We start from the raw sequence: 24714 nt of genomic DNA on the forward strand, positions 1-24714 counted from the left end.
ACTGACAAAAGCGAACCGAGACGGACCTTTTCCGCGTTGGCTCTGGCTTGCGCACGAATATGACGCCTGGATCATATCCCGGACAGAACCGCGACAGCACGGCTCAGCTGGGGGTCGTCTGACCCGGCGGAGGCCGCGCCTGCCTGGACCTCGATCGTCGGCGTCACGCCGACGCCCTCCAGGCGTTCGCCATCGACGTGGACATCTTCGACTGCGAGCAGCAGCAGGCCGCTTCCGATGAGGAATGCGGTGGCGGCAAGAACAGCGCCTTCTGTCCGGGTGCCGATGAGCTCGCCCAACCGGTACTTTTTGAACCCATAGGCAAGGACCTCCTTGCCGCTGCGCGTACGGCCGTTGATGAGCATAGCAACGGGCTTGCGCCACTTCACATTCACGAATTCACTGGTGCCGCTTCGGCCTGTCACCTGCATGGTAGGCGCGCGGGCACTGAAGAGATCGAGATATTGGGGTTGCGCGCCGCCCCAGCCATCCCGCAAATCCCAGATCAGGGCGTCTGCGTCTCTTAACGTCCCTTGAGACAGCAGGGATTCAAGAGCGCGTTGATAGATCGAGCCGGCATAGCACCAAACATGGACATAGCCGATACGTCGTCCGTTGGACTCGATGACGCGCGCACTGGACTCCAACCCATGAAGGAACATTTTGGTGGGCTCGAGATCGACCGGCACCACCGGGACTTGCAGCACCGAGGCGCCCCGATCAATCTCCAGGACGACCGATTTGCCCATCTTTCCGCGGAAGGACCCAATCGGCTCGAATGCGGCCCCGTCAGCAGCGATGATTTCATCACCGGCACGAAGGCCCGCCTGCTGAGCCGGCGTTCCATCGATGACACCAGTGATTGTGTTGCGACCGGTCGCCTCGAAGCCTGAAATGATGCCTATGCCAGGGTACGAAATGCGGCCGTCTGGAAACGCACGCTGCAGTCCCCGCCGTCGCAGTGCGCCGGCAAAGATGTCTGCAAGTTGATAATATTCGGGCTCATCAGGCGTGTAGAAACGCGTGTGCGAGGCGTGCAGCTCTGACAGCATGATATTGATGACGTGCGCCTGAGAGTCCTGGGACGTTGCCCGCTCAACGTCGGGAAGATATCTCTCCCGGACCGCCGGCCAGTCCAGTCCATCGAGATGCGGATCGTAAAAGTGATCACGGACAGTCTGCCAAACGCTTTCGAACGTCGAGACGCCATCGGCGGGAACGTAGGAGTCGTTGGCCTCTCGCTTTAGAGGCTCCGCAGCGCTCGAGGCCTGTGCAGCCACGGCACATGCCGTGACCATGGCTGCCAGCCGCAACACTTGGCGACGCGAAGGCGATGGATCGATAGCCTCTTTCATCGTCTGATCTCGCAGTGACGCGCCCGCCGGGCGCATTCGCCGGCCATGCGATGCCCAACCGTTGGGGAATGCGCGGCGATCGTTGAGGTCACGATATGCCAGACCAAGCGATACTGCCACTACGGTGCTACTTTCCGCAGAACTTTTCGCCTGTCGAGCCGCCGGAGCTTGGGACGACTTACAGGCCTGTTGGCCTGGCCTGAAGGACACGGCCATGTTTGATGCGGCGATCGACCATGCCTACAATTTCCAACGCTCGCCAAAGCCATTGAAAAGCGTCGACAAGCACTTCTCCGGCTCGAAATGCGCAGCCTCTGATTCCGGCTCCGCTCGCCATTGCATCCCCATCCAAGCCTGTCGACGCAGCCTGCCCGCAGCGCCAGGCGCCCAAGATGGCCGTCGTCTGGCGGGCCGCCAGCGGTTGAGCATATTAGGGCCAGGGCGAAAGACGGTTCCAGAATCAGACTTCCGGCATGACCGCCAAATCCATCCTTGCATCGAGAAACCTCCCAACCAGCACGCCCCTTCGAAGGATCCGGCTCGAGCTTAAGAGCGAGACGAGCCCCAGCGCCATCGGCAGCTCGCCGAGCTTGCCCACCACCCTCGCCTGTCGTCGCCCCCCTCTGGGAATGGCGACAAGCATGGCCGGAGGCAGGAGGCGGCACCCGCGTCGCTGGTCGCCGGCGGCCGCCACGAGCGTCTCCACGTCGAACTGCCGCGGCGTGGGATGATCAGGTGTGAGCTGACCAGTCGCCGGCTTGGCGACGACCGGCGCGGGCGGCACGAGCGCTTGGCCCCCGCCGGGACCGGAGCGGCGTCAACCATCTTGACGGACGCGGGCGGCGTCGGCTGCTGCGTTTCAGCCGGTCCGGAGCCAAGCAGCTCCGCACGCGCATCCACCACCGCCTTGCGCTGGCGCAGCGCCGTCTCGTTCTCCTGGGAAGCAGATGCCTGGAGGCCTGACGATCTAGGAACGAGCGAATCCCCCGTTTGTTGAACTTTCTTTAGGAGGAGGAAATCGCATGGCCTACGAAGAACGGGAAACAGGAAATTTGATCGGCAGTGACAAGGTCGAAGGCACTGCCGTTTACGGCGCGGACAATCAGCGGATCGGCTCGATTGAACGTGTGATGATCGACAAGATCAGCGGTAAGGTCGCGTACGCCGTACTCGGATTTGGCGGCTTTCTTGGCATCGGGGAGGATCATTATCCGCTTCCCTGGCAGTCCCTGAAGTATGACACCAATCTCGGCGGCTACGTCACAGGCGCGACTGAGAACCGGCTAAGAGGCGCACCAAAGTACAGCAGCGAACGCAGTTGGAACTGGTCAGATCCTGCGACGGCTCGGTCGGTCGACGACTACTACGCCGGCATCCCTGCTCCTTAGGAGATCTACCGTCTCACTGGAGCGACGGTCCCGATGCGCTTTCCACGCCGTTGGGGCCGTTTCGGCGGTCGCCGGGTCTCAAATTCCGCAGTTTCTCCGGAGCGCGCTGCTCGGTGAAGGATGCCTGCCCGCAGCTGGAACCATCGCACTAAAGAGGGCCAGAGGATCGACCTGTTTCACCGGCTAAGCCAAACCAAGCAAACGGAAGCGCGACGCCACAGAGAGCTGCCATCGGAAAGAATGCCGCTCCTGCGTATCGGGCATAAAGAACACCCGACAGCGACACGAGTGCAGCAGTAACGAGGCCTGAACCAAACGCATAAAGGGCCTGGGCCGTTGCGGCCATCGGTGTTGGGACAACTATCCTCATCATGCGCATGCAAGCGAGATGAAGCAGCGCAAAGGTCAAACCATGCAAGGGCTGTATTATGGAGAGAAGCAAGACGGAGGTCGTCACGCCCGCAATCGACCAGCGTATGATTCCGGCCATAGCAGCCAAGGCGGCCGCGCCATGCACGCCAAGCCGGTCGATCAATGCTGGACCAACAAGAAAGAATACGAAGACTTCTGCAGCCACCGCTTCCGACCACAGGAAGCTTATGACCGAAGTGCCTATTCCAGCGTCGCTCCACCGGATCACGGCAAATGCATCGTGCATCGCGTGGCTGCCATAGACCAAGGCTGAAACCAAAATCAGGACGCGAAACCGTGGGATCGTCAGGAATCCTTGCGCCTCACCCATGGCGAGCGATGGCCCCGTGTTTAGCGCAGCAGCTGGAGGAGCAACAGCGGGCACCAACGCTGTGGCGCACGCCGCCGTGACGAGCAGTCCGGCGTTCATCCAGATGACTGGGGTGAGGTCAGCAGGGCCGATGAGCTGTCCAACGAGCAGCGTGCCCAAAACGAAGGCTGTCGAGCCCGAACCTCGTATCCAGCCGTACTCAAAGGGCTTTTCGGCCATCTGGGGCTTTGCCGCATTCACCGACAACGCATCAGCAATCGAGGTCGTCGGGGCAAGTGCCGCAGCCTGAGCCACAGCCAGGAGAAGCAAGAACCAGAACCCTTCTGCCCAGATCAATGCGACTGCCGCCGCAGCCGCCAACCCGGCACAGCTTGCGAGCACAAGGCGCAGCGAACCGAAGATATCAGCGAGCCTTCCAACACACGGGCCAGAGACCAGGCGCACCAGCATTGCAGCTGCCAAAATCGAGCCAATCTGCTGGGGCGTTAGAGCTCTCGTCTCGAAGAGTTTTGGCCAGAATGGCGATGCCGCGCCGAATGCAGCGTACAAGGCGCCGTAAAGAGCAATATAGGCAATTGGTTCGGTGATACGCATAGTCGATAAGCCTTGGACATGATGGCCCGCGCCTTACACCAGGGTCTCCAGTCAGATTGCAAATCCACACGACCGAAGCAAACCTGATGTTCGACCCACTCCCGTTACAACCCGAACACGAATAGACTGGCTCGCGGTTTGGAGTGAGCGGCATCGCGTCAGGATCGGTCAGCCCGGCTCCAAGCCGTGCTTCCTCAGAGGTACGGTTGCGGGTGTCGCCTTTTGTTCGCTTACACCTTTTATCCAGGTTTGACCTCGTGATCGGTCACCTCGACTTGGTGCGCCTTGGCCCCCGTGGCCAACTGCTCTCTGATTTCGGCTTCGGCGCGCGTGAGGCGCGCCACGCGCCGCACGCCGTCCCAAATCTCTATTGACAGGTGAGCTTCGAGGAATATCTCGGCTCGCCGCCTTGCGTCATCATCGCAGCCAGCCTCGATCTCATAGGTAGCGAGCGCCAGACCGGACAAATCTGTTGCATGTACAACATAGCGCATGGCGGACAACATCGGTGATCCCAGCGGAAGCGCCGTGACCGAGCTAACGCAATTCTGACTCGGCGGAGGGATAAATAGTTCCTGCGACTTAGGGACGGCTTCCGGAGCCGGCGGCGCGCGGTCCTCGCCAAAAATGGTCGCGAACAGCAAGGCGCAACGCACACAGTTGTGCAACACAGCGCAAAATGCCCTGAAACTCCCGTCGCTTCCCTCCGTTGTCTCCTTGGCCTTCCCTCAGGCTTTGGCTCTTGTATCCTGTAGCGTTGGAGTCTCCGGTGCCTGCGTCCCGGCCCTACTGGAAGGGCTATCTGAAGCTGTCCTTCGTCTCCTCTCCGATCGCACTCTATCCCGCGATCTCGGCGGCCGAGCGCGTTTCCTTCCGTCAGCTCAACCGGCGCACGGGTCATCGCCTCAAACATAAGCTCGTCGATTCCGTCACCGGCGAAGTCGTGAACGCCGCCGAGAAGGCGCGCGGCTACGAGCTCGGCGAGAACGAGTTCCTGTTAGTCGAGGACCGGGACCTTGAGCGGGCGAGGAGCGAGCGCCCGCCCCGGGAGCCCTGGAGCTTGTTGCGCCTCGCCGTGAAAGCCCGCCAATCTCTCCCGCCGGCGTTCAAGAGGACGGGAGCGCTGCGAACTATGATGATGAAGCCGGGGCGCTCGAGGAAGCGGCCTCCATCGCGCGGCCGCAGAACACGCGCACAATTGAAATCGAGCATTTCGTTCCCGCTGGGCAGATCGACGCGAGCTATTTCGAGAAGCCGTACTACATCGTGCCGCGCGAGCAGATCGGTCAAGAAGCCTTCGCGGTGATCCGCGATGCAATGGCTCGGGAAGCCGTTGTCGGCCTTGCCCGCGTGGTGCTGTCCTCGCGCGAGCGGGCGTTTTTGGTCGAGCCAACGGGGCGCGGCCTTCGCGGTATCACACTGCGCTTCGCACACGAGCTCCGGAACGCGTCCGAATATTTCACCGAGATTCCAGAGGTGAAGCTGCCTTCCGAGATGATGAAGCTCGCACAGCACATCATCCGGACGAAGTCGACCGATTTCGACCCCGCTCTGCTGGAGGACCACTACCGCAGCGCGCTCCTGCGGATCCTGCGCAAGAAGCAGGCGACGCGCCCCGCGCAGCCGCCTGCCATCAGGCCGTCGCGCGAGAACATCGTCAACCTTATGGATGCGCTCCGGCGAAGCATCGACGCCGACCGCTCGGCAAAACCCGAACGGCGTGGCGCTGGGAAGCCTGCCGCGGCGAGGCGCAGCGCACGTCACCGCAGGACCAGTTAGCGCCTAGACCACACTGGTCACGCGCGACGATCCCGGCCATCTTTCGCGCTGCTCTTAGGACCGAGGGTTTGGAGGAACCTCCCGATAACCAGAAGGGTTCATCTAGGGGGCGGACAGGAGGCAATGTGTTGCTGGTCGAGTCACCGGATAGCACGCAAACTATTGTCGACCCGAGAGATGCGGCCGAATCTGCTGGCCTGAGATACGTTTCCGACGAGCGGCCCGGCATCCGCCGCAACAAGGCGGGGACGGGATTCAGCTACACCCGGGCGGACGGATCGAGGCTCGTCGAGCGTGGTGCACTGAAGAGGATCAAGGCACTGGCGATCCCGCCCGCGTGGACTGAAGTCTGGATCTGCCCGTTTGCGGATGGTCATATCCAAGCAACAGGCCGTGACGCCAAGGGACGCAAGCAATATCGCTACCACGCACGTTTCCGCGAGATTCGGGAGAGCACGAAATACGAGCATGTCGTCGCATTTGCTGATGCGCTGCCTTCCATTCGGGAAACAGTGCGCGATCACATGGGACTACGCGGGCTCCCGAGGGAAAAAGTTTTGGCAACCGTCGTGCATCTCCTGGAGACCACATTGATCCGCGTAGGGAATGACGACTACGCCAGGCAGAACAATAGCTATGGTCTGACCACGCTGAAGAACCGGCATGTCACCGTCGACAGAAGCGAAGTGCGCTTCCGCTTTACCGGTAAGAGCGGCAAGCAATGGTCACTTCGCGTGCGGGATCGACGAATCGCCAAAATTATTCGAGCTTGTCAGGAACTCCCCGGGCAAGAGCTGCTTCAGTACGTCGACGAACAAGGCAATTACCAGGATGTCACGTCGACCGACGTCAACGAGTACCTGAAGGAAATTACCGGAAAGGAGATCACCGCAAAGGATTTCCGAACCTGGGCGGGGACGGTGCTGGCGGCCATGGCGCTCATGGAGCTTGAAAGCTTCGACAGCGCCGCTCAGGCCAAGCGCAATCTTCGTAGCGCGATCGAAAAAGTCTCCGCGCGGCTTGGCAACACGCCGACGATCTGTAGGAAGTGCTACATCCATCCAGAGGTGCTGAACTCGTACATGGATGGCAACCTGGTCCTGGAGCTCAAATCACAGGCCGAGAGCGAGCTTCGGAGCGCTGTGGGCAATCTCAAGCCGGAGGAAGCCGCCGTGCTCGCGTTGCTTCGAGGCCGGCTCGCCAAGGAAGCGGAACGGTCGAGAACCGCTGAGACGAAGCGGTAACTACACGGGCTGCGGGCGAGGCGATAGCAGCCGTCGAGCAGACATACGACGTGCAGAAGAAGAGGCGAGATGGAAAAAGACCGCCCGAAGGCGGTCTTTTCAGTGCAAGGCACCGGGCTAAAATAGATCAGGATCAAACGTGCTCGGCCCGGAGTAGGTATGACCTAACCACCATCCAACGAGAGCTGCCTCACAAAAATAGTTGCAGTTTTGAAATGGTGCGCCTGTCTTGTATGCAGCCCCGGCTTACCGCCCCAGTCACGAGACCGGAGCCGTCACCTTCTAAAGTGGGCCTGCGACGTTGGGGGGCCTAAGGATCGGAAGAGCTTCGTCATCTGCCGACCCGGTCAAACTTTCGAACAAGCAGTCCAAGACGCAAAAAGTCAGACGATTGCGCTGCTAAACAACGGCGTATTACTCGTCATTGCAATCTGCGAGAGTTTAACTCCCGATGCGTCACCAACAATCGGGCGAAACAAGCCCGAGGGGATATGCGCATCAGCTGGCATGCTGTACTGAAACGTCGCGAACGAACTAGCCTTTGCCATTGCGGTTAGTGAACCGGGCGTTGCCGAGGCCCGTGCCGATCGTCAGCACGCCCCAGCGTTTCACGTCCTTCATGAACGGGATTTGGGAGAGGCCCTGCACGACGCCATCGTTGTGCATGACGATGGCCGTGTCGTGGTCGCCGATCCGCGGGATGGCTTCGACTAGACTTGCCGGCAGGTTGAACTTGCTGCTCTCCCAATTACCAGGCAGGTTCTGTGCGCCTTTCTCAATCGACCCGTCGCGCTCAATAACGCCGGGACACGCGATACCGATGAACGGCGCCAGCTCAAATCCTTCCTTGTCCGCCTTCGCGATGAGGTCCTTCAGCATCCTGACGAGGCGCTTGACCGCGTCCGCGCGGCTCGGTTCGTCGTCGGCATGTCGCCACAGATCCGATTTCCAGACGCTCGCCTTGGAAAGGTCCGGCGACTTCTTGCTGCACGTTTCGACGATACCGCAGCGGATATTGGTCCCGCCGATGTCGACTGCGAGAATGGAGTCATGCCCATCGAAGATCCAGGAGGGAGCGAGGTGCAACGCACCGATCAGGCCTGCCTCGTCCGGATGATGGAGGATCGGCAGGATCTCGATCTTGAAGCCTTCGGCCTTGAGGATGATCTCGGTGCGCGCGATGGCGACTTCGCCGAGCCGGCTATCGCTAAAACCGCCGCCGACCACGATACGCTCGGTCCTCTCCCATGCCTTGGCGAGAAAGCGGCGCGTGACATGGGCGAGCTCCTGCGAGAAGTCCTCGATGGCGCTGTGCACGATCGCAGCCGCCCTGGGGTCGTCGTCGGTCAGGACAGCGTCGAGCTCGTTCTTGCTAATCTCTTCGGAGGGTTCCTTGCCGAACGGGTCTTCGCCGGACTTCCGCAGCGGCTTTCGCCATTGCTCAAGGAGGTCACGGAAGGCGCCTTTGCTGGCCCGGTCCCCGAGGAATCCTTCCTCGTCCTTCAATTCGATGTTGAAGCTGTCAATCTCGACAGATGGCAGACGGGAGGCGCCATGAGCGGCGATGCCAGTGGTCGTAATCGTTTCGTCGGTCATCCTAAACCTTGAACAAGCCGCTCATAATCATTGGGCCTGAAACAACGATGCGGACCGGACGTCCGTTCCTCCGCACCTCACCGCGGCTTGCCTGGTTTTCCGCCGAGGGTGACGCAGTCAAGCTTGCCATGTCTCCAGCCTAGATAGCCCTTGCCCAGCGGTCGTCTGCCATGCGCATGGATGCGCAGCGGCTCGCCCGTTCCTCTTTCACTCGTGGAACCCCTGCATGCAGGACGCGGTTGATCCGTTGCCCGCTTACTTGAACAAGGGGATTTGCGATGGCGAAAAAAACCAGTCGGCGACGCCGCACAGATCCGGAGGCCGAGTGTCCGCAGCCGACACGCAAGAGCTAACAAGGCTGCTGCGCGAGTATGCGCAGCGGACCGCGTTGTGCGGCGGCAACCCGTACCGGGCCAAAGCCTACTCCCGCGCGGCGGACAGCCTAGCCGCCCTCGCGCTCCCCCTCGACGTGCTCATCGCGGAAGGCCGCCTCGCCGAAATACCAGGCGTCGGCGACGCGATCGCTGACATCATCACCAAGCTTCATCGGGACGGCACGCATCCCACTCTCGAGAGGCTTCGGAAGGAGGTCCCCGCCGGCGTCCTCGAGATGCTGACGGTGCCCGGCCTGCGGCCGGACAAGGTGCTTCGGCTCTACAAGGATCTCGGCATCGCCTCGCTCTCGGAGCTCGAGGCGGCGGCCAAGGACGACCGCATCAAGAAGACCAAAGGTCTCGGGGCGGCGCTGCAAACCAAGATCCTGCAGAACCTCGAGATCGCAAAGAGCGGCGAAGGTCGCCTGCACCTGCATCGCGCCGCCGTCCTACTTGAGCATGCCAAGAACTCGCTCCGGAGAGCTCGGCCCGAGCTCAAGCGCATCACGGTCGCCGGCGATTTCCGGCGCGGCTGCGAACTGGTGACCGACTTCGCTCTGGTCGCCGAAGCGGCCAAGCCGCAGGACGCCACCGCCGCTTTGGACTCGTCAGGGCTCAAACTCCACCTCACCTGCCGAAAGCACTTCGGCGCGACGTTGCTGCATGCGACGGGCTCGCCCGAGCACCTCAGGGAGCTGCGGGCCCTCGCACAACATAAGGGGTGGACGCTTGAGCCGGGCGGGCTCCGGAAGGGCCAGCGCTTGGTGGCCACGACCGAAGAGGACATCTACGACGCGCTGGGCCTTCCCTTCATCGAACCCGAACTGCGCGAGGGCCGTGGCGAGATCAAGCGGGCGCTGAAAAGCGATCTGCCCAAGCTGGTCACCGACCGCGACCTGCACGGCATCCTGCACTGTCACACCAACGCCTCCGATGGGACCGAAACCCTGGAGACGATGGCCAATGCCACGCGCGAACGGGGCTTCGAGTATTTCGGTGTAGCCGATCATTCAAGGTCGGCGCACTACGCCGGCGGCCTCTCGCTCGAGCAGATCGAGGAGCAGCACCGCGAGGCGGATCGGCTCAACAGGAAGTTTAGGAGGGACTTCCGGATCCTGAAGGGGATCGAGTCGGACGTCCTCGCCGACGGCTCCCTCGACTATCCGGACGACGTCCTCGATAAGTTCGACTTCGTCGTGGCCAGCATCCACGGTCGCTTCAGGCTGGATAAGAAGGCGCAGACCGAGCGCCTGCTGCGGGCCATCTCCCATCCGTACACCACCATCATCGGTCACATGACCGGACGCCAGCTTCAGCGCCGACCCGGCTATGAAATCGACATCGAGAAGGTCCTTCGGGCGTGCGCCAAGCATCACGTTGCGGTCGAGATCAACGCCCATCCGTGGCGGCTCGACCTGGACTGGCGTTGGCACCAGGCAGCGCTCGAATTCGGCTGCATGATGAGCATCAATCCTGACGCGCACTCGATCGCAGAGCTCGACCACATGCACTGGGGTGTGGAGATGGCCCGCAAGGGCGGTGTTCCGCCGGACCGGGTTCTGAACGCGATGCCGCTGGCCGACATCATGCGACACCTTCGCCGCAGGCGCGGCTCGTTCGCACGTGCAGCTTGAGGCGCCAAGGGCCGATCTCGTTATGAAAGGGTGGTGGCGTCTGTCTCGGCGGAGAGCGAGCACCGTTTCAGCAACGCGCACCAACTCAAGACCTGTTGGTGAAAGCCGGGCGTCGAAGGCGCCCCGCGTCTCAGCGACCGCTTCCCGCCCGGCCTGAAACGATTCGCCTCGGAGACTACAGACTCAGCGTCCAAATACTCGTGATGGGCGTACTAAGACCAGCGGTGTCGTCCCCGCAAGGCCCGCGCCAGTGGCCAGCGAGGCGGTCATCTCCTGCCCACCCTGTAGCGCTTCCGCGAAGGCTGCCGCCATTCGAGGTGGGGAACGAATCGGCCTCGCGGCGTTGAATCCGCATGTGTGCCGTGGCGTTGCGTCAGTCTCGTGTGGGAGTATCGCGCGTCGCCGGCGCTCGCAAAGCTGCTATTCCAGGTTACATCGAGCCGTGCGACCCCACGTTGCGGGGGCATCCGCCGCGCGGCGACGGTTGGGTCTACGAGATCAAGGCTGACGGCTACCGCGCGCAGCTCCGCCTTCAAGATGGAGATGTCAACGTCTATTCGCGGATGGGCTTAGACTGGACCGAACAGTTCTCGTCCCTCGCGTCCGCGGCCTGCGAGCTGAACGCGAAGAGGGCGATCATCGACGGCGAGGCGGTGGTTTACGGTAGCTCCGGACTGCCTGATTTTCAGCAGCTCCGGCGCGAGCTCGGCAAGAAGCGCAGCGGCCGTGTGCGCTATCACGCCTTCGATCTCCTGTACCTCGACGGCTACGATCTACGTGGCGCCGCCTATGAGGAGCGCAAGCGGTTGCTGCAGCACCTGCTGAAGGATGCGCCGAAGACCTTCATCTATGTCGTGCCTCTCGAGGCGAACGGCGACGAGATCTTCGAGAAGGGCTGCGAGCTTGGCCTGGAAGGTCTCGTCGCGAAACGCCTTGGTCAGCCGTACCGCTCGGGCCGACAGGAGGCCTGGATCAAGCTCAAATGCAAGAAGAGCGAGACTTTTCCGATTGTTGCGTTCGTGGAAAAGCTCGGAGCGCACCCCCGCAAGATTGCCTCCCTCTACGTCGCTCGTCGGGATAACGGAAAGCTGCTCTACGTCGGCAAAGTCCGCACCGGCTACACGGAGACGACGGCGCGTGAGTTGCGCGAGCGGCTGGATCCGCTGATCCGGCGAACATCGCCATTACACATCAGGGTCAAGAAGCCAAAGGCGACCTGGGTCCAGCCCACCGTGAAAGCCGAGGTGGAGTATGGAGCCCTCACAGACGACGGCCTGCTGCGCGAAGCCGTGTTCAAAGGCCTGCGTGACGACCTCACGCTGCGAAACGTCAAGGCGCCCCGACTAGTGCCCTCCTCCCCCACCCGGCCGAAGCTCGGAGTGCCTAGGGAAAACATTCTGCAACTGCTCCCGGATGCGGCGGTGCCCTCGAAGGAAGAGCTCGCGGACTATTGGAGGCGGGTCTGGAACAAGGCGCTGCCGCATCTCGGCCATCGCCCGCTTAAGCTCGTCCGGCACGTGCACGGCACGACCTTCTACCACAAGGGGCCGCTTCCGAAGGATATTCCCGAAGCCGTACACCAGCTCCGCATCCAAAAGCGCGAGGGAGGCCAAGGGACCCGCCTTTGGGTCGACAGTCTCGACGGCTTTCTCGGTCTGGTTGCGATTGGAGCTGTCGAGCTGCACCCCTGGAATTCGACGGTTGACGAAATCGAACTCGCCGATCGTATCGTAATCGATCTCGATCCTGGCGAACGCGTTGAGTGGGAGATGGTGGTCGACACCGCGCTGGAATTTCGCGACCTGATGAAGCGGGAGGGCTTCGACACTTGGCCCAAGCTCACGGGCGGCAAGGGAATCCATTTGATGGCGCCTCTTGCCGAGCCCATGCTGCACGACCAAACGCATCGCATCGCACGTGGGTTGGTGTCCGATTTCGCCTCGCGCGATCCAGCGCGGTACATCTTATCGGCACTGGCCCAACGCAACGGACGCATATTCCTTGACTACTGCGAAACGGGCGCGGCAGCACCGCTGTTGCCGCCTATTCACCGCGGGCACGCCAAGGCTTTCCAATTGCCCCACCTGTGACTTGGAAACGCGTCGAGCGAGGCGCGAGGCCGGATGCGTTCACGATCGAGCGTCCGTTTCGGGTGAAGAGGAGGTAAGAGCATAGCGGACGCATTCGATCAGTTTTGGCAATGGGTGACAAATCGCCCAGCAGCAGGCCGTGCTTGTGTCGACAGCGTGTGTCGACACATGCCAGACCTCCCGAGCGCATCGACGGCGTGGCTCTGGTTTTCGAGCACTCCCCAGATTAATGGCCGGACAAGCACCTGTAGACGCGGACGGCCCGTCCCTTGCTCTGGTCGAGCAGCTTGACGACCAGCTTCAGTGCCGCGCCGCAGCGGGGGCAAAAGCCGGGTTGGCGGAGGTTCGTCACTCATGCCCGCGCCCGATCGACGTGCGGCAATGACGTTGAACGAGCTCGAACGTTCCGATGAGTCAGCGGCCTACCTGTCCGGCGCGAGTGGGGACTCATCCGCGTCCGCCTCCGGAGACGACTCAATCGTCTTGTGGCCAAGGAACGTGTCGGGGACCGGCAGCTCCAGAACTTTGCGCGCTTCCGCCAGCAGGCGCCGCATTTCCGCCGCGTGCTCCGCGTCGGTCGATAGGGGGTAATAGCATCGGAGCCGATTCGGCAAGGCGCTCTCCTGACATATGCAGGCGGGAGCGCGATCGGTCTCTCAGCCACCGACGCCCACGGGCAGAGCCTTGGCCGGTGATGTGAACTAACGAATATTGCCGGGAAAGGTTGCCGACCGAAGTATCCGCTGAGCCCGATGCCGATGCCGATGCTGATGCCGGTCAGCAAAGCACGATAATTCTTCCGGTTGTCGCTGAACAGGCAGAGCGCTAGGCGCCAAGGAATCGGACGAGGTGGTCGCAGAACGTACTCTCAGCTTCCTCGGCAACGAAGTGACCGCTGTCCTCGACGACCCACATGTCGGTCGCAGCGCGGCGCGACTTGCTGGGCGAGCTTGTCGGGCGACCACCGATGGTCATCACCGGCATGACAAGCCGGCGATCACTCAACGAAGCCACCAGGGCGGCGTCGGCCTTGAGCGCGCGATAAAGGTTGAACCCGGCCGTCATCCCGCCCGGCTTCGCGTAATGCGAGGCGTATTCGGAGATCGCCTCGTCGGCGACCGCGTCCTTGCGATGAAACCATGACCTGATCTGAGCCGCGATATAGTCGCGCTCGCGACCCTTCGTTAGAAGTTCCGGAATCTCGGGCGCCATGTGGAACCCGTAGTGCCATAGGCCGCCGCGATGCGTCCATGTTCTCGGTGCCCGGCACCGAACAATCGACGAGCACCAACTTCGAGAGGGACTCCGGCGCTAGCAGGGCGAGCACGAGCGCCGACTTTCCGCCCATGTCGTGACCGACGAGATGCGTGCGACCGCCCGCTTCCAGTTCGATCAATTGCCGGACGTCCTCGGCGCGATGGTGCGGTTATCGTATCCGGACACCGTCTTCTCCGAGAGGCCCGTGCCCCTGATGTCAAGCGCGATCAAGCGATATCGATCGGCCAGCCTGCGCATCACGCCCAGCCATGCGAAGGACGTTTGTGGCCACCCGTGAAGCAACACGACGTTGGGACCTCAACCTGCGACCCGATAATGAATGTCGCAGCCATTCAAGCGGGCCACCCTGGATTCAATCTCGCCAGAACGTGCGAGCGCCTGCGGGGCCGTTGTGGCGAGGGTCGCGCCGGCCAGGGTCTTGAGGGCATGGCGACGTCCGATGTCCACGAGCATTTCCATTTTCATACTGTCGGCCCCAATTTGGCATGAGGCGGCACTTGGACATGCTGCCACCATGCTGCGCCTGGAAACCACCTCAGCGGGGGGTGCCGGCAAGCCCATTGAGCTCATCGATTACATCATCCGGCAAATCGAGTTCGGCTGCGGCCAGATTCTCGCGTAGATGCGCGACGGACGAGGTGGTGCCGGGGATAGGAAGGATGTTGGGCGCGCGACGGAGCAGCCAAGAAAGCGCCACCTGCATCGGCGTTGTGCCGAGGCGAGCCGCGACACCGGTCAGAGTCGACGATTGCAGAGGGGTGAACCCGCCGAGCGGAAAGAACGGCACGTAGGCGATGCCGTCCCCGCAAGGTCGTCGATCAATGCGTCGTCAGACCTGTGGGCCAGATTGTACTGGTTCTGCACGCAGACGATCTGCAAATCTTGCGTCCTTCCGCGACCTGCGTGGCGGTCACGTTGCTCAGCCCAATATGCCTTATCAGGCCTTGACGCTGGAGATCCGCCAAGACGTTCAGCGGCGCTTCGATCGAGCCCTCGGCCGGGCCATGCCGCTCGATCATGACGCGAAAATTGACGACATCGAGCGCGTCGACCCCGAGATTCCAAGTTGTCGTGGACCGCCTGGGTGAGCTCTTCGCGCGAGAAGGCCGGATTCCACGAAGCGTCTTCGCCACGCCCAACGCCGATCTTGGTGACGATGACGAGGTTCGTGGGCTAGGGATGCAGCGCCTCCCGGATCAACTGGTTCGTGACGTGCGGGCCGTAGAAGTCGGCTGTCGATATGATTCACGCCAGACGCGAGAGCCGCTCGCAGCACAGCCAATGCCGCGGCGCGATCCTTCGGCGGACCGAACACGTGGGGGCCAGCGAGCTGCATGGCGCCGTAGCCGAGCCGCTTCACGCGGCGGTCTCCGAGGCCAAAGGTGGCGGTCGGCTCAATGTTGAGCACAGGTCATCTCCATAAAACCAATGGTCGGTAGATAGACGTTGCCCGTCTGCTCGATAACTGGGTAAATCCGAACGGGTTGTTCGGAGAGGCGAACAGTGAAGGTCGATCTGGGTGAACTGAACGCGTTTGTGACCGTCGCGCGGGCCGGAGGCTTTCGCGACGGAGCTCGCTCGAGCGGGGCCAGCGCGTCAGGACTCAGCGAAGCGGTAACCAGGCTGGAAGCGCAACTTGGCGTCAGGTTGTTGCACCGAACGACGCGAACCGTGGTGCCCACCGAGGCGGGTCAGCGTCTCCTCGAGCGGCTCGGGCCAGCATTCGCCGAGGTGGAAGCTGCGGTCGACGTCGTCAACAACTACCGCGACAGGCCTGCAGGCACGCTGCGTCTCAATGTACCCGTGAGCGCAGTACGCCTGGTGTTGCCCGCTATCGTGCCGCGCTTCCTTGCGGCTTATCCGGTCATTCGACTGGAGGTCGTTGCGGAGGATAATTTCATCGACGTTCTGGCGGCGGGTTGCGATGCTGGCATCCGATACGACGAGCGTCTGGAGCAGGACATGATCGCGATCCCGATCGGACCTCGCATTCAGCGGTTCGCAACCGCGGCCTCTCCAAACTATCTCGATCGCCACGGCCGGCCCGATCATCCTCGCGACCTCCTTAACCACGCTTGCCTTGGCGGTCGTTTTTCGTCCGGTGCGATGGTGGACCCGTGGGAGTTTGAACGGGAGGACGAAATCGTTCGCGTCGAACCCAAAGGACCGCTGCTGGTCATTGTTGGGACGGCGACAGATCTCGCCGTTGCCGCCGCCATCGCCGGTACTGGCATTATCACCCTCTTCGAGGACTGGCTGCGTCCCCATCTCGCCAATGGTCATCTCGAGCCGGCCCTCGAACCATGGTGGCAAAGCTTCTCGGGTCCCTTTCTCTACTATCCTGGCCGACGTCTCGTGCCGGCGCCGTTGCGCGCGTTCATCGACTTCGTAAGGGGTGCACTGTCGCACTCACCGCCTGGAGTGACGCCAACCGCGTAGGCAAGACGTTCGCCAGCAGCGAGAAACGCAACCTTTTGGGTCAGTGACGGCCCGAAGCGAATCCAGCCCCGTGCGGGCACGACATGAGAATATGAGACCCAGTTCACAAGGCGGCAGCGCCCGTATGCGGATCAAAGCCCGAAATCCAGTTGCGGCTCAGCACCAATTGCGACGTGCAAGGACGACAGTGAGACCCCCAAAAGCCGAACCGACTTCGGAAAAGGCATGTTGTCCAGCAGCAGGTCGACTGCCACTTCGGCGAGGCCATCGCGGTCGGCGACTGACGAAGGGAGGGACCGGCTGCGGGTGATGATCTCGAAGTCGGCGAACTTCACTTTGAGAGTCACCGTTCGCCCAAGGGTGCCGGCGGATTCGCAATGTCGCCAGACCTTGTCGATCAGCGGTTCAAGCTCGGCGATCATGGTCTTGGCCTCGGTAAGGTCTGTCGAGAATGGTGTTCTCCGCACCGACGGACTTCCGGATGCGGTTGGGTCGAACAGGCCTTTCGTCAACGCCGCGCGAAATCCAATAGTAGTAGGCGCCCGACTTGCCGAAGTTCGCGTTCATGAACTGCAGCGTCCGGTTGCGCGTGTCGAGACCGGTGAATATGCCCAAGGCGTTCATCTTAGCGCTCGTTGCGGGGCCTATCCCGTGGAATTTGCCTACAGGAAGCGTTTCCACGAAGGGCGGCTCCATCTCAGGCGAGATGACGAACTGACCATTGGGCTTGCGGGCTTCATAGCTCGCGGCCGCCACGATCCCGCGCTCTGCCGAGCCGCCCACCGCGACCGGCTTTCCGCGCAGGTCCGGATTGTCGCGCTGTTCCACGGGCGCATAGAACGCATCCATGTCGATATGGATGATCTTGCGGTGGGACGTTCGAGTCGCCTTGCTCTGAATCGGACCGGACCATCGCTAGATTATAGACGATCGAGATCCGGCCGTCGCAGCTCAGACTAGGTCCTTGGGCGGACACTCGGGGCAGGTATCGCCGACAAAATCCAAAACCTCTGTGATTGCATCTGTGGCTTCGTCCGGAGAAACGCCTGCCGGCGGATCCCGACGAGCGATATCATAGGCGCGGTCGCGGGCGTGCGGGTCGGCGCGATCCTGCATCCAACCGTGCTGCTCGCATTCGCGGATAGCGCCGGCTTCCTGCAGCACGGAGATGGCCCAGCCGCGCAGCGTCCGGATTGCCGGTCTTCTTTGTCGCGTCATCAGCATCGAGATCGCTCCCGCCGGGACAAATCCTTGCGCTGCCCGAGTCGTTCCTAGCGGTTAGCACAGGGCAGGGATTCCAAATCGCTGGAGCCGCCGCTTGTCCACCTGTTCCGCCGCGCTGTGCACAGCCGCGAACTCCAATGTGGCAGCAGCTTGCTACCAAATTGCCTCGCTCACGCGGCCAGTGCCGGGTCTTCCTTCTCGCCCGTGGCGACGATCGCAGTGCCCCGTCCGAAAGGGGCCGCTGCAGCGACTTCGCCTCGTCCCAAGGGGCGCGGAGCCAGACCTCGTATTCATCCGCCGTCGCCAGGATCACCGGCATCGCTTTGGGATGGACGCGTTTGACTTCCGCGTTCGGCTCGCAGGTAAGGAATCCGAACACGTCGGTGGTGATCTCGCCTTCCCTCGCCTTGCGCACACTGGTCCAATTTGTCCAGAAGCCGGCAAAGGCGATCAGAGGCCGGGTCTCGTCCAGAGCGAACCAGACCGGCACTTTCTTGCCCTCGATCGTGTCGTACTCGGAAAACAACGTGAACGGCACCAGGCAGCGATGCTCCGGTCCGAGCCATCGCTTCCAGTGAGCGCTGCTGACATTCCTGATGTTCGTGGTGCCGCTGTCCGGCTCCAGCCGAAGCAATTCCTTGAAATCGACGGTCTGACCCTTCGCCTGCACGTTTTCCGCGCGCTTCTTCGTGGCGTCCATCAGTGCCCGCTGTGAGCTCGGCATGCCCCAGCGTGCCATGACGATCTCGCGTCCTTCGGCACCGCTGCGCACGATCGGCGCGGGGTAGTCGGGGAAAATGCCTGGCATCGATGGCGGGTTGCCGACATTGCGGTTTAGCGCGCCGAACAGACGGCGGATCGCGTCGACGTTCTTGGTCATCGAGTAGAGATACACGATCAAGTCTCCGGGGCGGCCGGGCGGGGGCGCGACATCAGTTGCAGCAGCGTGGCGGACGGGCGACGCCCGGCCTTAGCACATTTGCTGCAGCGGAGCCGACTGGCCAAGTCGTGGACAAATGTGGTCGGCGGATGAGGCAGCACAGCCAGATCCACGTGATTCGATCTCGAGCCATGGATAGCCACCGTTCACCGCCTGGTCGACAGTTGGCGACGGGTCGATCGGCCCGCCATCAGCCCACATTCTCTCGTTCCACGATTCGCAAAGCAGCTTGTCCGCCTGTCGGATCAAGGCCTCGCCTTTGGCGCGGGCGTCATCCGACTGCGAGGCCAGGATCTTCGTCATGGCGCGGGCCCTCCCCAAACTCCTTGGCGAGGGCCTTGCGGTCTCCTCCGGAGAGAGGCGTGGGATGGTGCTTCGGAGCCATCGGACCGTTCTGCCAGCGGCCTATGGCATGTCGTACGATGGCCAGCAGCCGTCTTCCTCGTAGCGCCCGGTCCGCTGCGTGCAGGTGGCGTCCAGGAGCCGCTGCCCAACATCCTTCCAGGATGCGTTGGGACCGTAAAGGCGAGCGGGGATCTCGACCAGTCTGGCGCAGTGGCGGCATCCCACCCTCAGAACATGTTGAGGAATTTGGCTCAGCCGCAGCGTCCCTCCGGAGGGGCGTGCCGGACTGGCATCGGCGCGGGGATCATCCAGAAGCACCTGCCAGTACTCCGGCGGCAGGTCACCGTTCGGGGCCAATCCCGTCTTCGGCGGCGCGCTTCTAACAGCGGCCATCTTTTCCATTTGCTTAGGGGTCGGCATGCGCCAGCTCGCGGGTCGATCGGTCATGTCTTATTAGAACATACCAAGAACATGAGAGTCGAGCCCCGGCCAGAAAAAATGGTATTGCTTCGTGTCCGGGCTGTCGGAACCATGGTCTGCTGTTCGTCTTGAATCCGGCCACCTTTGTTTCGGAGTACCGCGTTTCATGGCCCCTCGTGCCAACTGGAAAGGCTTTCTGCGTCTGTCCCTGGTGACCTGTCCGGTTGCGCTCTATCCGGCGACGTCGGAAAGCGAGAAAATCTCGTTCAACCAACTGAACCGCCGGACTGGACACCGCATCAAGTACCTGAAGGTGGACGCCGACACCGGCGACGAGGTGCCCAACGAGGACATCGTCAAGGGGTACCAGCTCGAGAAGGACCAGTTCATCGAGGTGACGAAGGAAGAGCTCGAGGAAATCGCGCTCGAGTCCACACGCACCATCGAGATCGACGAGTTCGTCGACAAGGCCGACATCGACCCGCGCTATCTGATCCGCCCCTACTACATCCGCCCGGACGGCAAGGTTGGGCACGACGCCTTCGCCGTGATCCGCGAGACCATCCGCGAGATGGACAAGGTCGCGATCGGTCGCGTCGTCCTGACCAACCGTGAGCACATCATCGCGCTCGAACCGCTCGACAAGGGTCTCGTCGGCACGCTGCTCCGCTATCCCTACGAAGTGCGCGGCGAGCAGGAGTATTTCGACGAGATCCAGGACGTCAAGGTCACGAAGGATATGCTCGATCTCGCCAAGCACATCGTGAACCAGAAGGCGGGACGCTTCGAGCCCGAGAAGTTCGAGGACCACTACGAGACCGCGCTGATCGACCTCATCAACCAGAAGCGCGCGGGCAAGCCAATCACGCCGAAAGAGCGGCCCGCATCGACCAACGTGGTCGACCTGATGGAGGCGTTACGCCGATCCGTTGGCAAGGAGGCAGCGCCGGCGAAGGCCGCAAAGCCAGCCAAGAAACCGCGCAAGGCGTCGAGCGGGCAGAAAGAGATGCTGATGCCGATCGAGGGCAAGAAGCCGAAGGAGACGGCGGCGAAGAAGCCGGCGGCCAAGCCGCAGCGGAAGTCAGCCTGAGGTCTGAATAGGAGAGACAGCGTGGATATGAAAGAAGCTTCCGCGATGACCGAAGCCTCCGGCCTGGTCGATGATCAGGACGCCATCGGCGCACCGCAGCCGAGCGACCAGACGGAGTCGGCCGAGACCCGAAGGTCGCTGCACCAGCCTTCGAGCGAGGCGGCACTGCGCTGGGCCGAGCGGCTGCGCAAGGTGACGGTGCAGGCCCCATTATCCTCGCTCTTCGTCGCGTTCCTACTTGGCACCTGGGTCGCGCGCCGGCGCTAGGACAAAGCCGTAGGGCGGCCGACAACCATGGCAAGGAAGCTCAAGACATTTCAGACGTCGCTGGGCTTCTACGATCTCGCGATTGCAGCGCCGTCCATGAAAGCGGCGCTCGAGGCCTGGGGCGCTGGCAGCAATCTCTTCCACCAGGATGTCGCCAACGAGACGGACGATCCCGAAGTCGTCGCCGCGACAATGTCGAAGCCAGGCGTCGTGCTCAAACGCTCGGCGGGATCGAACGGGCGCTTCGCCGAGCACTCTGATCTCCCGTCCGGCCTAGGAGCCGGCGAGAACCAACGGCAGAAGCCTTTTGCTCGAACAGAACGATCTTGAAATTCCGGTGCACCGATCTGATACAACACTTCGTTTCTGATGTGCAGCCTCTACAGCATCACCACCAACCAAGCCACCATCCTCACGCTCTTCCGCGTAATCAATCGCCACGTCGGCAACCTGTAGCCGACGCCGGGGCCTTCCCGTATCCCACACCCGTGATCCGCAACACCGAAGCCGCGACCGAGATGACGCTGATGCGCTGGGGCATGCCGCTGTCGCGGCGCACTGGCGGCCCGCCGCTCACCAACTTCGGCCGCCTCGTGCCGTTCAACGGCATCGCCTAGGCCGACCAATCTGTCCGGAAGCGTATCGGCTCATTCCCCAATCCGGAATGTTGTGAAATAGAAAACGGCGACCGTTGCAGATTTACAACCCGCGCAGCCCTTCGAGATATTAAGCTGGTCCGTCTTATTGATCTCTATTTCGATATAATCGCGGGGGCGAAAAGTGTTTGATATCTATCGCAATGACTAGCGCGACGTGCTCGTTCTAAGCACAGGCTGTACGGTGCCTGTGATTTGCTATCCGAGTAAATGGCGCAAGAGCAGAAAAAGAGTTCTCAAAGTCAGCGACGAGATCAGGTCAGCCGTTCAGAGACACGGCTATTACGTCCGCAGCTTGCGGGTCACCAAGGAGCGCACAATCTAGGTCGAGCAGGTCGGCGGCCGGTGTTCTCTACAGCATCAGCACCTACCAAGCCGCCATCCTCGCGCTCTTCCGCGTGGTCAATCGCTACGTGGGCAACTTGCAGCCGATGCCCGGCTAGTGCCGGCTTGATCCGGCAAGCGAATGCTAGCCGAATTTCGATTACATTTTTTACGCTACTTGCATACGGCAATACCGACTTCCCGCAACCTCATAAGTCTTTGTTAACTACTTCGACGCGAGATTTGAACACGGACATTCCGTTGCGGATCGATGCAGCCGCGATTGTCGCGGCAAGACTAGTCGGCGTTGGGCCTGTTCGAGTGTTGAGTCTCGTGTGTAGTTTCCGATCACCAATATTCTTCATCTTCGCATTTGAAAACGACGTAACCTCAACAATTGCAACTGGCAAAAGAGATTTGCGACAATGTCGACAGTGCTACAATTTCAGCGGCCTTCCAAAAGGAAATCTGAGCCAAGTCCCTCGCGCCCGAGACTGCCTGATATTTTGGCGAACGTCGCCGCTCTACTGTCGCAAGTTGACGCTCTAAAAATTCAAACGCCGGACGACGCGCGTCTGGCGACCTTTCTTCTCGAACTCGCAAATAATTGCATTCGGCTGATCATCGGACAGACTAATTTGGATGAAGCGATCAGAACCACGTTCCTGGCGCAGTCAGCAACAATCGATAAGCGCATTGAAACCGCGCGAAGCCAGACATCGTATCTATTCTAAAAAATTATTAGAAATCGGGCCTTACAGACGATGGGAAACAGTCGAAAGGCAAACCGTGTTCGGTTCGAACACAAGCATACCGTCAGCATCATGGGTGTAGACGGGACATGGCGACGAAGTTGCATTCTGCTCGACGCCTCTGAAAGCGGCGCCAAACTTGAGGTCGAGGGCTCGACCGATCCTCTGACAGCGCAAGAGTTTTTCTTGGTTCTATCCTCTACTGGCCTGGCATTTCGGCGCTGCGAGCTGATCTGGGTTGATGGGGCTCAAGTCGGCGTTCATTTCGTGACAGCAAAGACCAAGCAAAAGGCGAACGCGGAGAAAGCTCTCGTTCGTTCACAATAAGACGAGTTCTGCAAGTGCAGCTTATTTCGTCCCGAGCCATTCCGTTCATCTCTCTCGGAGGGCCACGCCAGAGAAGCGCTACTGCACGACAATCGCAAAGGCTTTATCCTTTACCTTTCCGGCGGCGGCCCATCATCGGTCAGAGAAGAGCGCGTCTTGTTTCTAGAACCGCGAGAGGCTTTGATATGGCTCAATGAGCCTCCAGAAGATCACGGATCATTCTGGGTGTAAGATTGAGGAGTTTCCTTCGGAAATCACAACCCGCATTGCGAGACCTCAGATCGCCGGTTGGTGCGGCACTGCCGATGATCGGTTCTAGAAATGTAGACAGCCAAGCTGCTGCGATCTTATCACCCACGCCCTGCTCCAAAGTGATAGTCTGAGGTTGCGGGAGCATTGCTCATGTTCGATGTTTAACTGAGTGACAAATGTGACCTGCTGGTCGTGCAAATGCGATACCGCCTGGTGGCACATCAGGGAAATGCGCAAGCGAAAGAAGAAGATCGTCAGCGACGAGATCGAGTCAAACGGCACACAGAAAAAGGAAAAATGCTTCGAGATATGCGGCAATGACCCATAAGCAAAAGCAAGTTGACCGGGCAAACATGTTTACGGCAGGCGCAACCGCCTTTGCTGCGATAGCAGCAGTGTTCTCCGTCGTTGCTGCTTTTCGGCAAGAAAGTGCTACCTATGAGAGCCAGCTCTACAATGCGCATGTTGGCGCCGTGGCAACATTTGCGCGAGCGGTGGATGACGCGCGATAATTCTCATTCATTGCTTCAACAAATAGTGGCGCTGCGGAACGATGCGCCTTCATCGCGCGCCGACTTGCGCAGGAGGGCAGTCGATCAAAGGACTGAAGTCGAAAAGGCGACCGGAGTGTTTTCACTCATCTTTCCGTTAGCAGAGTTTCGCCCACTCGAATTCACCTTGAAGGACATGTTAACTTTAATTCGCGAGTTCATAGATAGTCTCGACCAGACCCCGAACGAACCACACGTTAAGTATGATAATCCAAATCAAGCAGCCGAGATTTTCACAAAGCGATACGATAAGTCGACGCTTTGTGTACGCCTGCAGTTAGCGATTTTGGTCGAATGCGCGAAACGTCAGCTTGGAGATGGTCGGCCCGTTAGAAAGGACTTCGCATCTAATTGTGCGAAGTCGTCATATTCAGCGACTTGTGGGAACTCCAGAGTTAGTGACTCCGCTGAGTGTTACAAGCAACGACGTCCGCCTTTAGCCGGTCCGCGATCTAGAAATTGGCCTATGTCTCGTCGAGATTAGCATGTCAGTTTGGCCTGCCAGCGACGCCAGAACAACTGCTTACATTCCTCACTGACGACCACGCAATCCAAGTCCGAATGGCACTCATCGTCGACGACCTTCTAATGCTGAGTTACCCGCCATTTCCAGGGCTCAATTTGGCGCTTCTCCTCGGCCAAATGCGAAACTCAGTATTGGGAAGTGCAAAACCGCGACGCAAGGTCAACGCTTGGCAGTCTGTCCTAATGGAGGCGCCGACGGAGCTTCTTGATTATTTCCCGCAGATCGGCCGCATACGATCGTCACCGGATAGTCGGCGCGGCGATCTCGACGAAGCGAAATCTCATTTCGGAACTCCAGCAAAGATCGCGATCGACTTTTTAAAAATATCGCGCTCCATGCGCAGCCGCTCGTTCTCCCGCTGCAAACGCGCGATCTCCGCCGCGTGGTCCGCCGACGGCAGCGTCGCCTGCGTTGTGGGGCGCCGCGTCGCCGCCGTCGGCTCCAGCCGGACCCCTCGCTGCTCCACCCACCGCCGCAGCACGGAATCGCGCAGGCCAAGCTCCCTGGCAACAGATCCGATCGAGCGC

Annotated in this window: 23 protein-coding genes and 7 pseudogenes; 15 read left to right on the forward strand and 15 right to left on the reverse strand. The window is 60.9% G+C overall.

Going from position 1 to position 24714, the window contains the following annotated elements:
* Positions 1–71 precede the first annotated feature (71 nt).
* Both SO140_RS38650 and SO140_RS38655 read right to left on the reverse strand, forming a co-directional pair.
* Positions 72–1355: a S41 family peptidase gene (locus SO140_RS38650; RefSeq protein ID WP_498541576.1), complete on the reverse strand. Its 1284-nt coding sequence runs from the start codon at positions 1353–1355 to the stop codon at positions 72–74.
* A gap of 460 nt (positions 1356–1815) precedes the next feature.
* Entirely contained in the window at positions 1816–2139 is a 324-nt protein-coding gene (locus SO140_RS38655; protein WP_474801676.1) for a hypothetical protein, read from the reverse strand.
* 238 nt (positions 2140–2377) lie between these two features.
* Between SO140_RS38655 and SO140_RS38660 the strand changes: the two genes are divergently transcribed.
* Complete coding sequence (locus SO140_RS38660; protein ID WP_474801678.1) at positions 2378–2743, forward strand: PRC-barrel domain-containing protein; 366 nt, start codon at positions 2378–2380, stop codon at positions 2741–2743.
* A gap of 148 nt (positions 2744–2891) precedes the next feature.
* Here the strand turns inward: SO140_RS38660 and SO140_RS38665 are convergent, their stop codons facing one another.
* The gene (locus SO140_RS38665) at positions 2892–4079 is read right to left on the reverse strand and encodes an MFS transporter (RefSeq protein ID WP_498541577.1); all 1188 of its coding nucleotides are present in this window, start codon (positions 4077–4079) and stop codon (positions 2892–2894) included.
* A 239-nt stretch (positions 4080–4318) separates the two neighbouring features.
* The gene (locus tag SO140_RS38670; RefSeq protein ID WP_474801680.1) at positions 4319–4723 is read right to left on the reverse strand and encodes a hypothetical protein; all 405 of its coding nucleotides are present in this window, start codon (positions 4721–4723) and stop codon (positions 4319–4321) included.
* Positions 4724–4848: 125 nt separating this feature from the next.
* Between SO140_RS38670 and SO140_RS38675 the strand changes: the two genes are divergently transcribed.
* The 3 genes from SO140_RS38675 (at position 4849) to SO140_RS38685 (ending at position 7102) form a co-directional block, all read left to right on the forward strand.
* Positions 4849–5385, forward strand: coding sequence for a Ku protein (locus tag SO140_RS38675; protein ID WP_498543861.1), 537 nt, complete (start codon positions 4849–4851; stop codon positions 5383–5385).
* On the forward strand, positions 5283–5858 hold the full coding sequence (locus SO140_RS38680) for a Ku protein (RefSeq protein WP_498543866.1): 576 nt from the start codon (positions 5283–5285) through the stop codon (positions 5856–5858). The genes SO140_RS38675 and SO140_RS38680 overlap by 103 nt, the downstream gene beginning before the upstream one ends.
* 131 nt (positions 5859–5989) lie before the next feature.
* The gene (locus tag SO140_RS38685) at positions 5990–7102 is read left to right on the forward strand and encodes a DNA topoisomerase IB (protein WP_498543867.1); all 1113 of its coding nucleotides are present in this window, start codon (positions 5990–5992) and stop codon (positions 7100–7102) included.
* 534 nt (positions 7103–7636) lie between these two features.
* On the opposite strand, the gene SO140_RS38690 is transcribed toward SO140_RS38685, so the two are convergent.
* The gene (locus SO140_RS38690) at positions 7637–8698 is read right to left on the reverse strand and encodes an ROK family protein (RefSeq protein WP_474801684.1); all 1062 of its coding nucleotides are present in this window, start codon (positions 8696–8698) and stop codon (positions 7637–7639) included.
* A 226-nt stretch (positions 8699–8924) separates the two neighbouring features.
* Here SO140_RS38690 and SO140_RS38695 point away from each other — a divergent pair, with 226 nt between their 5' ends.
* Both SO140_RS38695 and ligD read left to right on the forward strand, forming a co-directional pair.
* A complete protein-coding gene (locus SO140_RS38695) occupies positions 8925–10706 on the forward strand; it encodes a PHP domain-containing protein (protein ID WP_498543862.1) in 1782 nt (593 codons plus the stop codon).
* A 353-nt stretch (positions 10707–11059) separates the two neighbouring features.
* Positions 11060–12873, forward strand: a pseudogene (ligD, locus tag SO140_RS38700) (DNA ligase D).
* 748 nt (positions 12874–13621) lie between these two features.
* Here the strand turns inward: ligD and SO140_RS38705 are convergent.
* From SO140_RS38705 to SO140_RS38725, 5 genes and pseudogenes are all read right to left on the reverse strand, one after another.
* Positions 13622–13801 (reverse strand): alpha/beta fold hydrolase family protein, encoded by a 180-nt coding sequence (locus tag SO140_RS38705; RefSeq protein WP_474801688.1) that lies wholly within the window; start codon positions 13799–13801, stop codon positions 13622–13624.
* Positions 13794–14192, reverse strand: coding sequence for an alpha/beta hydrolase (locus SO140_RS38710; protein ID WP_474801690.1), 399 nt, complete (start codon positions 14190–14192; stop codon positions 13794–13796). The genes SO140_RS38705 and SO140_RS38710 overlap by 8 nt, the downstream gene beginning before the upstream one ends.
* Positions 14189–14311: an alpha/beta fold hydrolase gene (locus SO140_RS38715; RefSeq protein WP_474801692.1), complete on the reverse strand. Its 123-nt coding sequence runs from the start codon at positions 14309–14311 to the stop codon at positions 14189–14191. Before SO140_RS38715 ends, SO140_RS38710 begins: the two co-directional genes overlap by 4 nt.
* A 60-nt stretch (positions 14312–14371) precedes the next feature.
* Positions 14372–14539 carry a hypothetical protein gene (locus SO140_RS38720; RefSeq protein ID WP_474801694.1) on the reverse strand — a complete coding sequence of 56 codons (168 nt, stop codon included), beginning with the start codon at positions 14537–14539 and terminating at the stop codon, positions 14372–14374.
* A gap of 70 nt (positions 14540–14609) precedes the next feature.
* Positions 14610–15410 (reverse strand): annotated as a pseudogene (locus SO140_RS38725) (oxidoreductase).
* Positions 15411–15577: 167 nt separating this feature from the next.
* On the opposite strand from SO140_RS38725, the gene SO140_RS38730 reads away from it, so the two are divergent.
* Positions 15578–16513 carry a LysR family transcriptional regulator gene (locus tag SO140_RS38730; protein WP_498543863.1) on the forward strand — a complete coding sequence of 312 codons (936 nt, stop codon included), beginning with the start codon at positions 15578–15580 and terminating at the stop codon, positions 16511–16513.
* Positions 16514–16644: 131 nt separating this feature from the next.
* Here the strand turns inward: SO140_RS38730 and SO140_RS38735 are convergent.
* The 4 genes and pseudogenes from SO140_RS38735 to SO140_RS38750 form a co-directional block, all read right to left on the reverse strand.
* Positions 16645–17362 (reverse strand): annotated as a pseudogene (locus tag SO140_RS38735) (DinB/UmuC family translesion DNA polymerase).
* A 102-nt stretch (positions 17363–17464) separates the two neighbouring features.
* The gene (locus SO140_RS38740; RefSeq protein WP_474801698.1) at positions 17465–17737 is read right to left on the reverse strand and encodes a hypothetical protein; all 273 of its coding nucleotides are present in this window, start codon (positions 17735–17737) and stop codon (positions 17465–17467) included.
* 170 nt (positions 17738–17907) lie between these two features.
* Positions 17908–18635, reverse strand: a pseudogene (locus SO140_RS38745) (SOS response-associated peptidase).
* Positions 18635–19062 (reverse strand): annotated as a pseudogene (locus tag SO140_RS38750) (hypothetical protein). Before SO140_RS38750 ends, SO140_RS38745 begins: the two co-directional pseudogenes overlap by 1 nt.
* Positions 19063–19608: 546 nt before the next feature.
* Here SO140_RS38750 and ku point away from each other — a divergent pair.
* From ku to SO140_RS38790, 8 genes and pseudogenes are all read left to right on the forward strand, one after another.
* A complete protein-coding gene (gene ku, locus SO140_RS38755) occupies positions 19609–20532 on the forward strand; it encodes a non-homologous end joining protein Ku (RefSeq protein WP_474801700.1) in 924 nt (307 codons plus the stop codon).
* A gap of 27 nt (positions 20533–20559) precedes the next feature.
* Complete coding sequence (locus SO140_RS38760) at positions 20560–20799, forward strand: hypothetical protein (protein ID WP_474801756.1); 240 nt, start codon at positions 20560–20562, stop codon at positions 20797–20799.
* Positions 20800–20826: 27 nt separating this feature from the next.
* A pseudogene (locus tag SO140_RS38765) lies at positions 20827–21105 on the forward strand (cell envelope biogenesis protein TolA); the annotation flags it as partial.
* 182 nt (positions 21106–21287) lie between these two features.
* Positions 21288–21416: a hypothetical protein gene (locus SO140_RS38770; protein ID WP_474801702.1), complete on the forward strand. Its 129-nt coding sequence runs from the start codon at positions 21288–21290 to the stop codon at positions 21414–21416.
* 398 nt (positions 21417–21814) lie between these two features.
* A pseudogene (locus SO140_RS38775) lies at positions 21815–21895 on the forward strand (SOS response-associated peptidase); the annotation flags it as partial.
* A gap of 309 nt (positions 21896–22204) precedes the next feature.
* A complete protein-coding gene (locus SO140_RS38780) occupies positions 22205–22513 on the forward strand; it encodes a hypothetical protein (RefSeq protein ID WP_474801706.1) in 309 nt (102 codons plus the stop codon).
* Between the two features lie 30 nt (positions 22514–22543).
* The gene (locus SO140_RS38785; protein WP_474801708.1) at positions 22544–22858 is read left to right on the forward strand and encodes a PilZ domain-containing protein; all 315 of its coding nucleotides are present in this window, start codon (positions 22544–22546) and stop codon (positions 22856–22858) included.
* 569 nt (positions 22859–23427) lie between these two features.
* On the forward strand, positions 23428–23622 hold the full coding sequence (locus tag SO140_RS38790; protein ID WP_474801710.1) for a hypothetical protein: 195 nt from the start codon (positions 23428–23430) through the stop codon (positions 23620–23622).
* A gap of 845 nt (positions 23623–24467) precedes the next feature.
* Here the strand turns inward: SO140_RS38790 and SO140_RS38795 are convergent.
* Positions 24468–24714 (reverse strand): transposase (locus SO140_RS38795; protein WP_498543864.1); only part of this gene is annotated, 247 nt, incomplete at its 5' end.

Source organism: Bradyrhizobium sp. UFLA05-108 (assembly GCF_059803455.1).

Coding starts and splice junctions, on each gene's coding strand:
- SO140_RS38650 (WP_498541576.1), bottom strand. CDS start 1,355: ATGAAAGAGGCTATCGATCCATCGCCTTCGCGTCGCCAAGTGTTGCGG.
- SO140_RS38660 (WP_474801678.1), top strand. CDS start 2,378: ATGGCCTACGAAGAACGGGAAACAGGAAATTTGATCGGCAGTGACAAG.
- SO140_RS38665 (WP_498541577.1), bottom strand. CDS start 4,079: ATGCGTATCACCGAACCAATTGCCTATATTGCTCTTTACGGCGCCTTG.
- SO140_RS38690 (WP_474801684.1), bottom strand. CDS start 8,698: ATGACCGACGAAACGATTACGACCACTGGCATCGCCGCTCATGGCGCC.
- SO140_RS38695 (WP_498543862.1), top strand. CDS start 8,925: ATGCAGGACGCGGTTGATCCGTTGCCCGCTTACTTGAACAAGGGGATT.
- SO140_RS38715 (WP_474801692.1), bottom strand. CDS start 14,311: ATGCGCAGGCTGGCCGATCGATATCGCTTGATCGCGCTTGACATCAGG.
- SO140_RS38720 (WP_474801694.1), bottom strand. CDS start 14,539: ATGAAAATGGAAATGCTCGTGGACATCGGACGTCGCCATGCCCTCAAG.
- SO140_RS38740 (WP_474801698.1), bottom strand. CDS start 17,737: ATGCTGATGACGCGACAAAGAAGACCGGCAATCCGGACGCTGCGCGGC.
- ku (WP_474801700.1), top strand. CDS start 19,609: ATGGCCCCTCGTGCCAACTGGAAAGGCTTTCTGCGTCTGTCCCTGGTG.
- SO140_RS38760 (WP_474801756.1), top strand. CDS start 20,560: ATGAAAGAAGCTTCCGCGATGACCGAAGCCTCCGGCCTGGTCGATGAT.
- SO140_RS38780 (WP_474801706.1), top strand. CDS start 22,205: ATGTCGACAGTGCTACAATTTCAGCGGCCTTCCAAAAGGAAATCTGAG.
- SO140_RS38785 (WP_474801708.1), top strand. CDS start 22,544: ATGGGAAACAGTCGAAAGGCAAACCGTGTTCGGTTCGAACACAAGCAT.
- SO140_RS38790 (WP_474801710.1), top strand. CDS start 23,428: ATGACCCATAAGCAAAAGCAAGTTGACCGGGCAAACATGTTTACGGCA.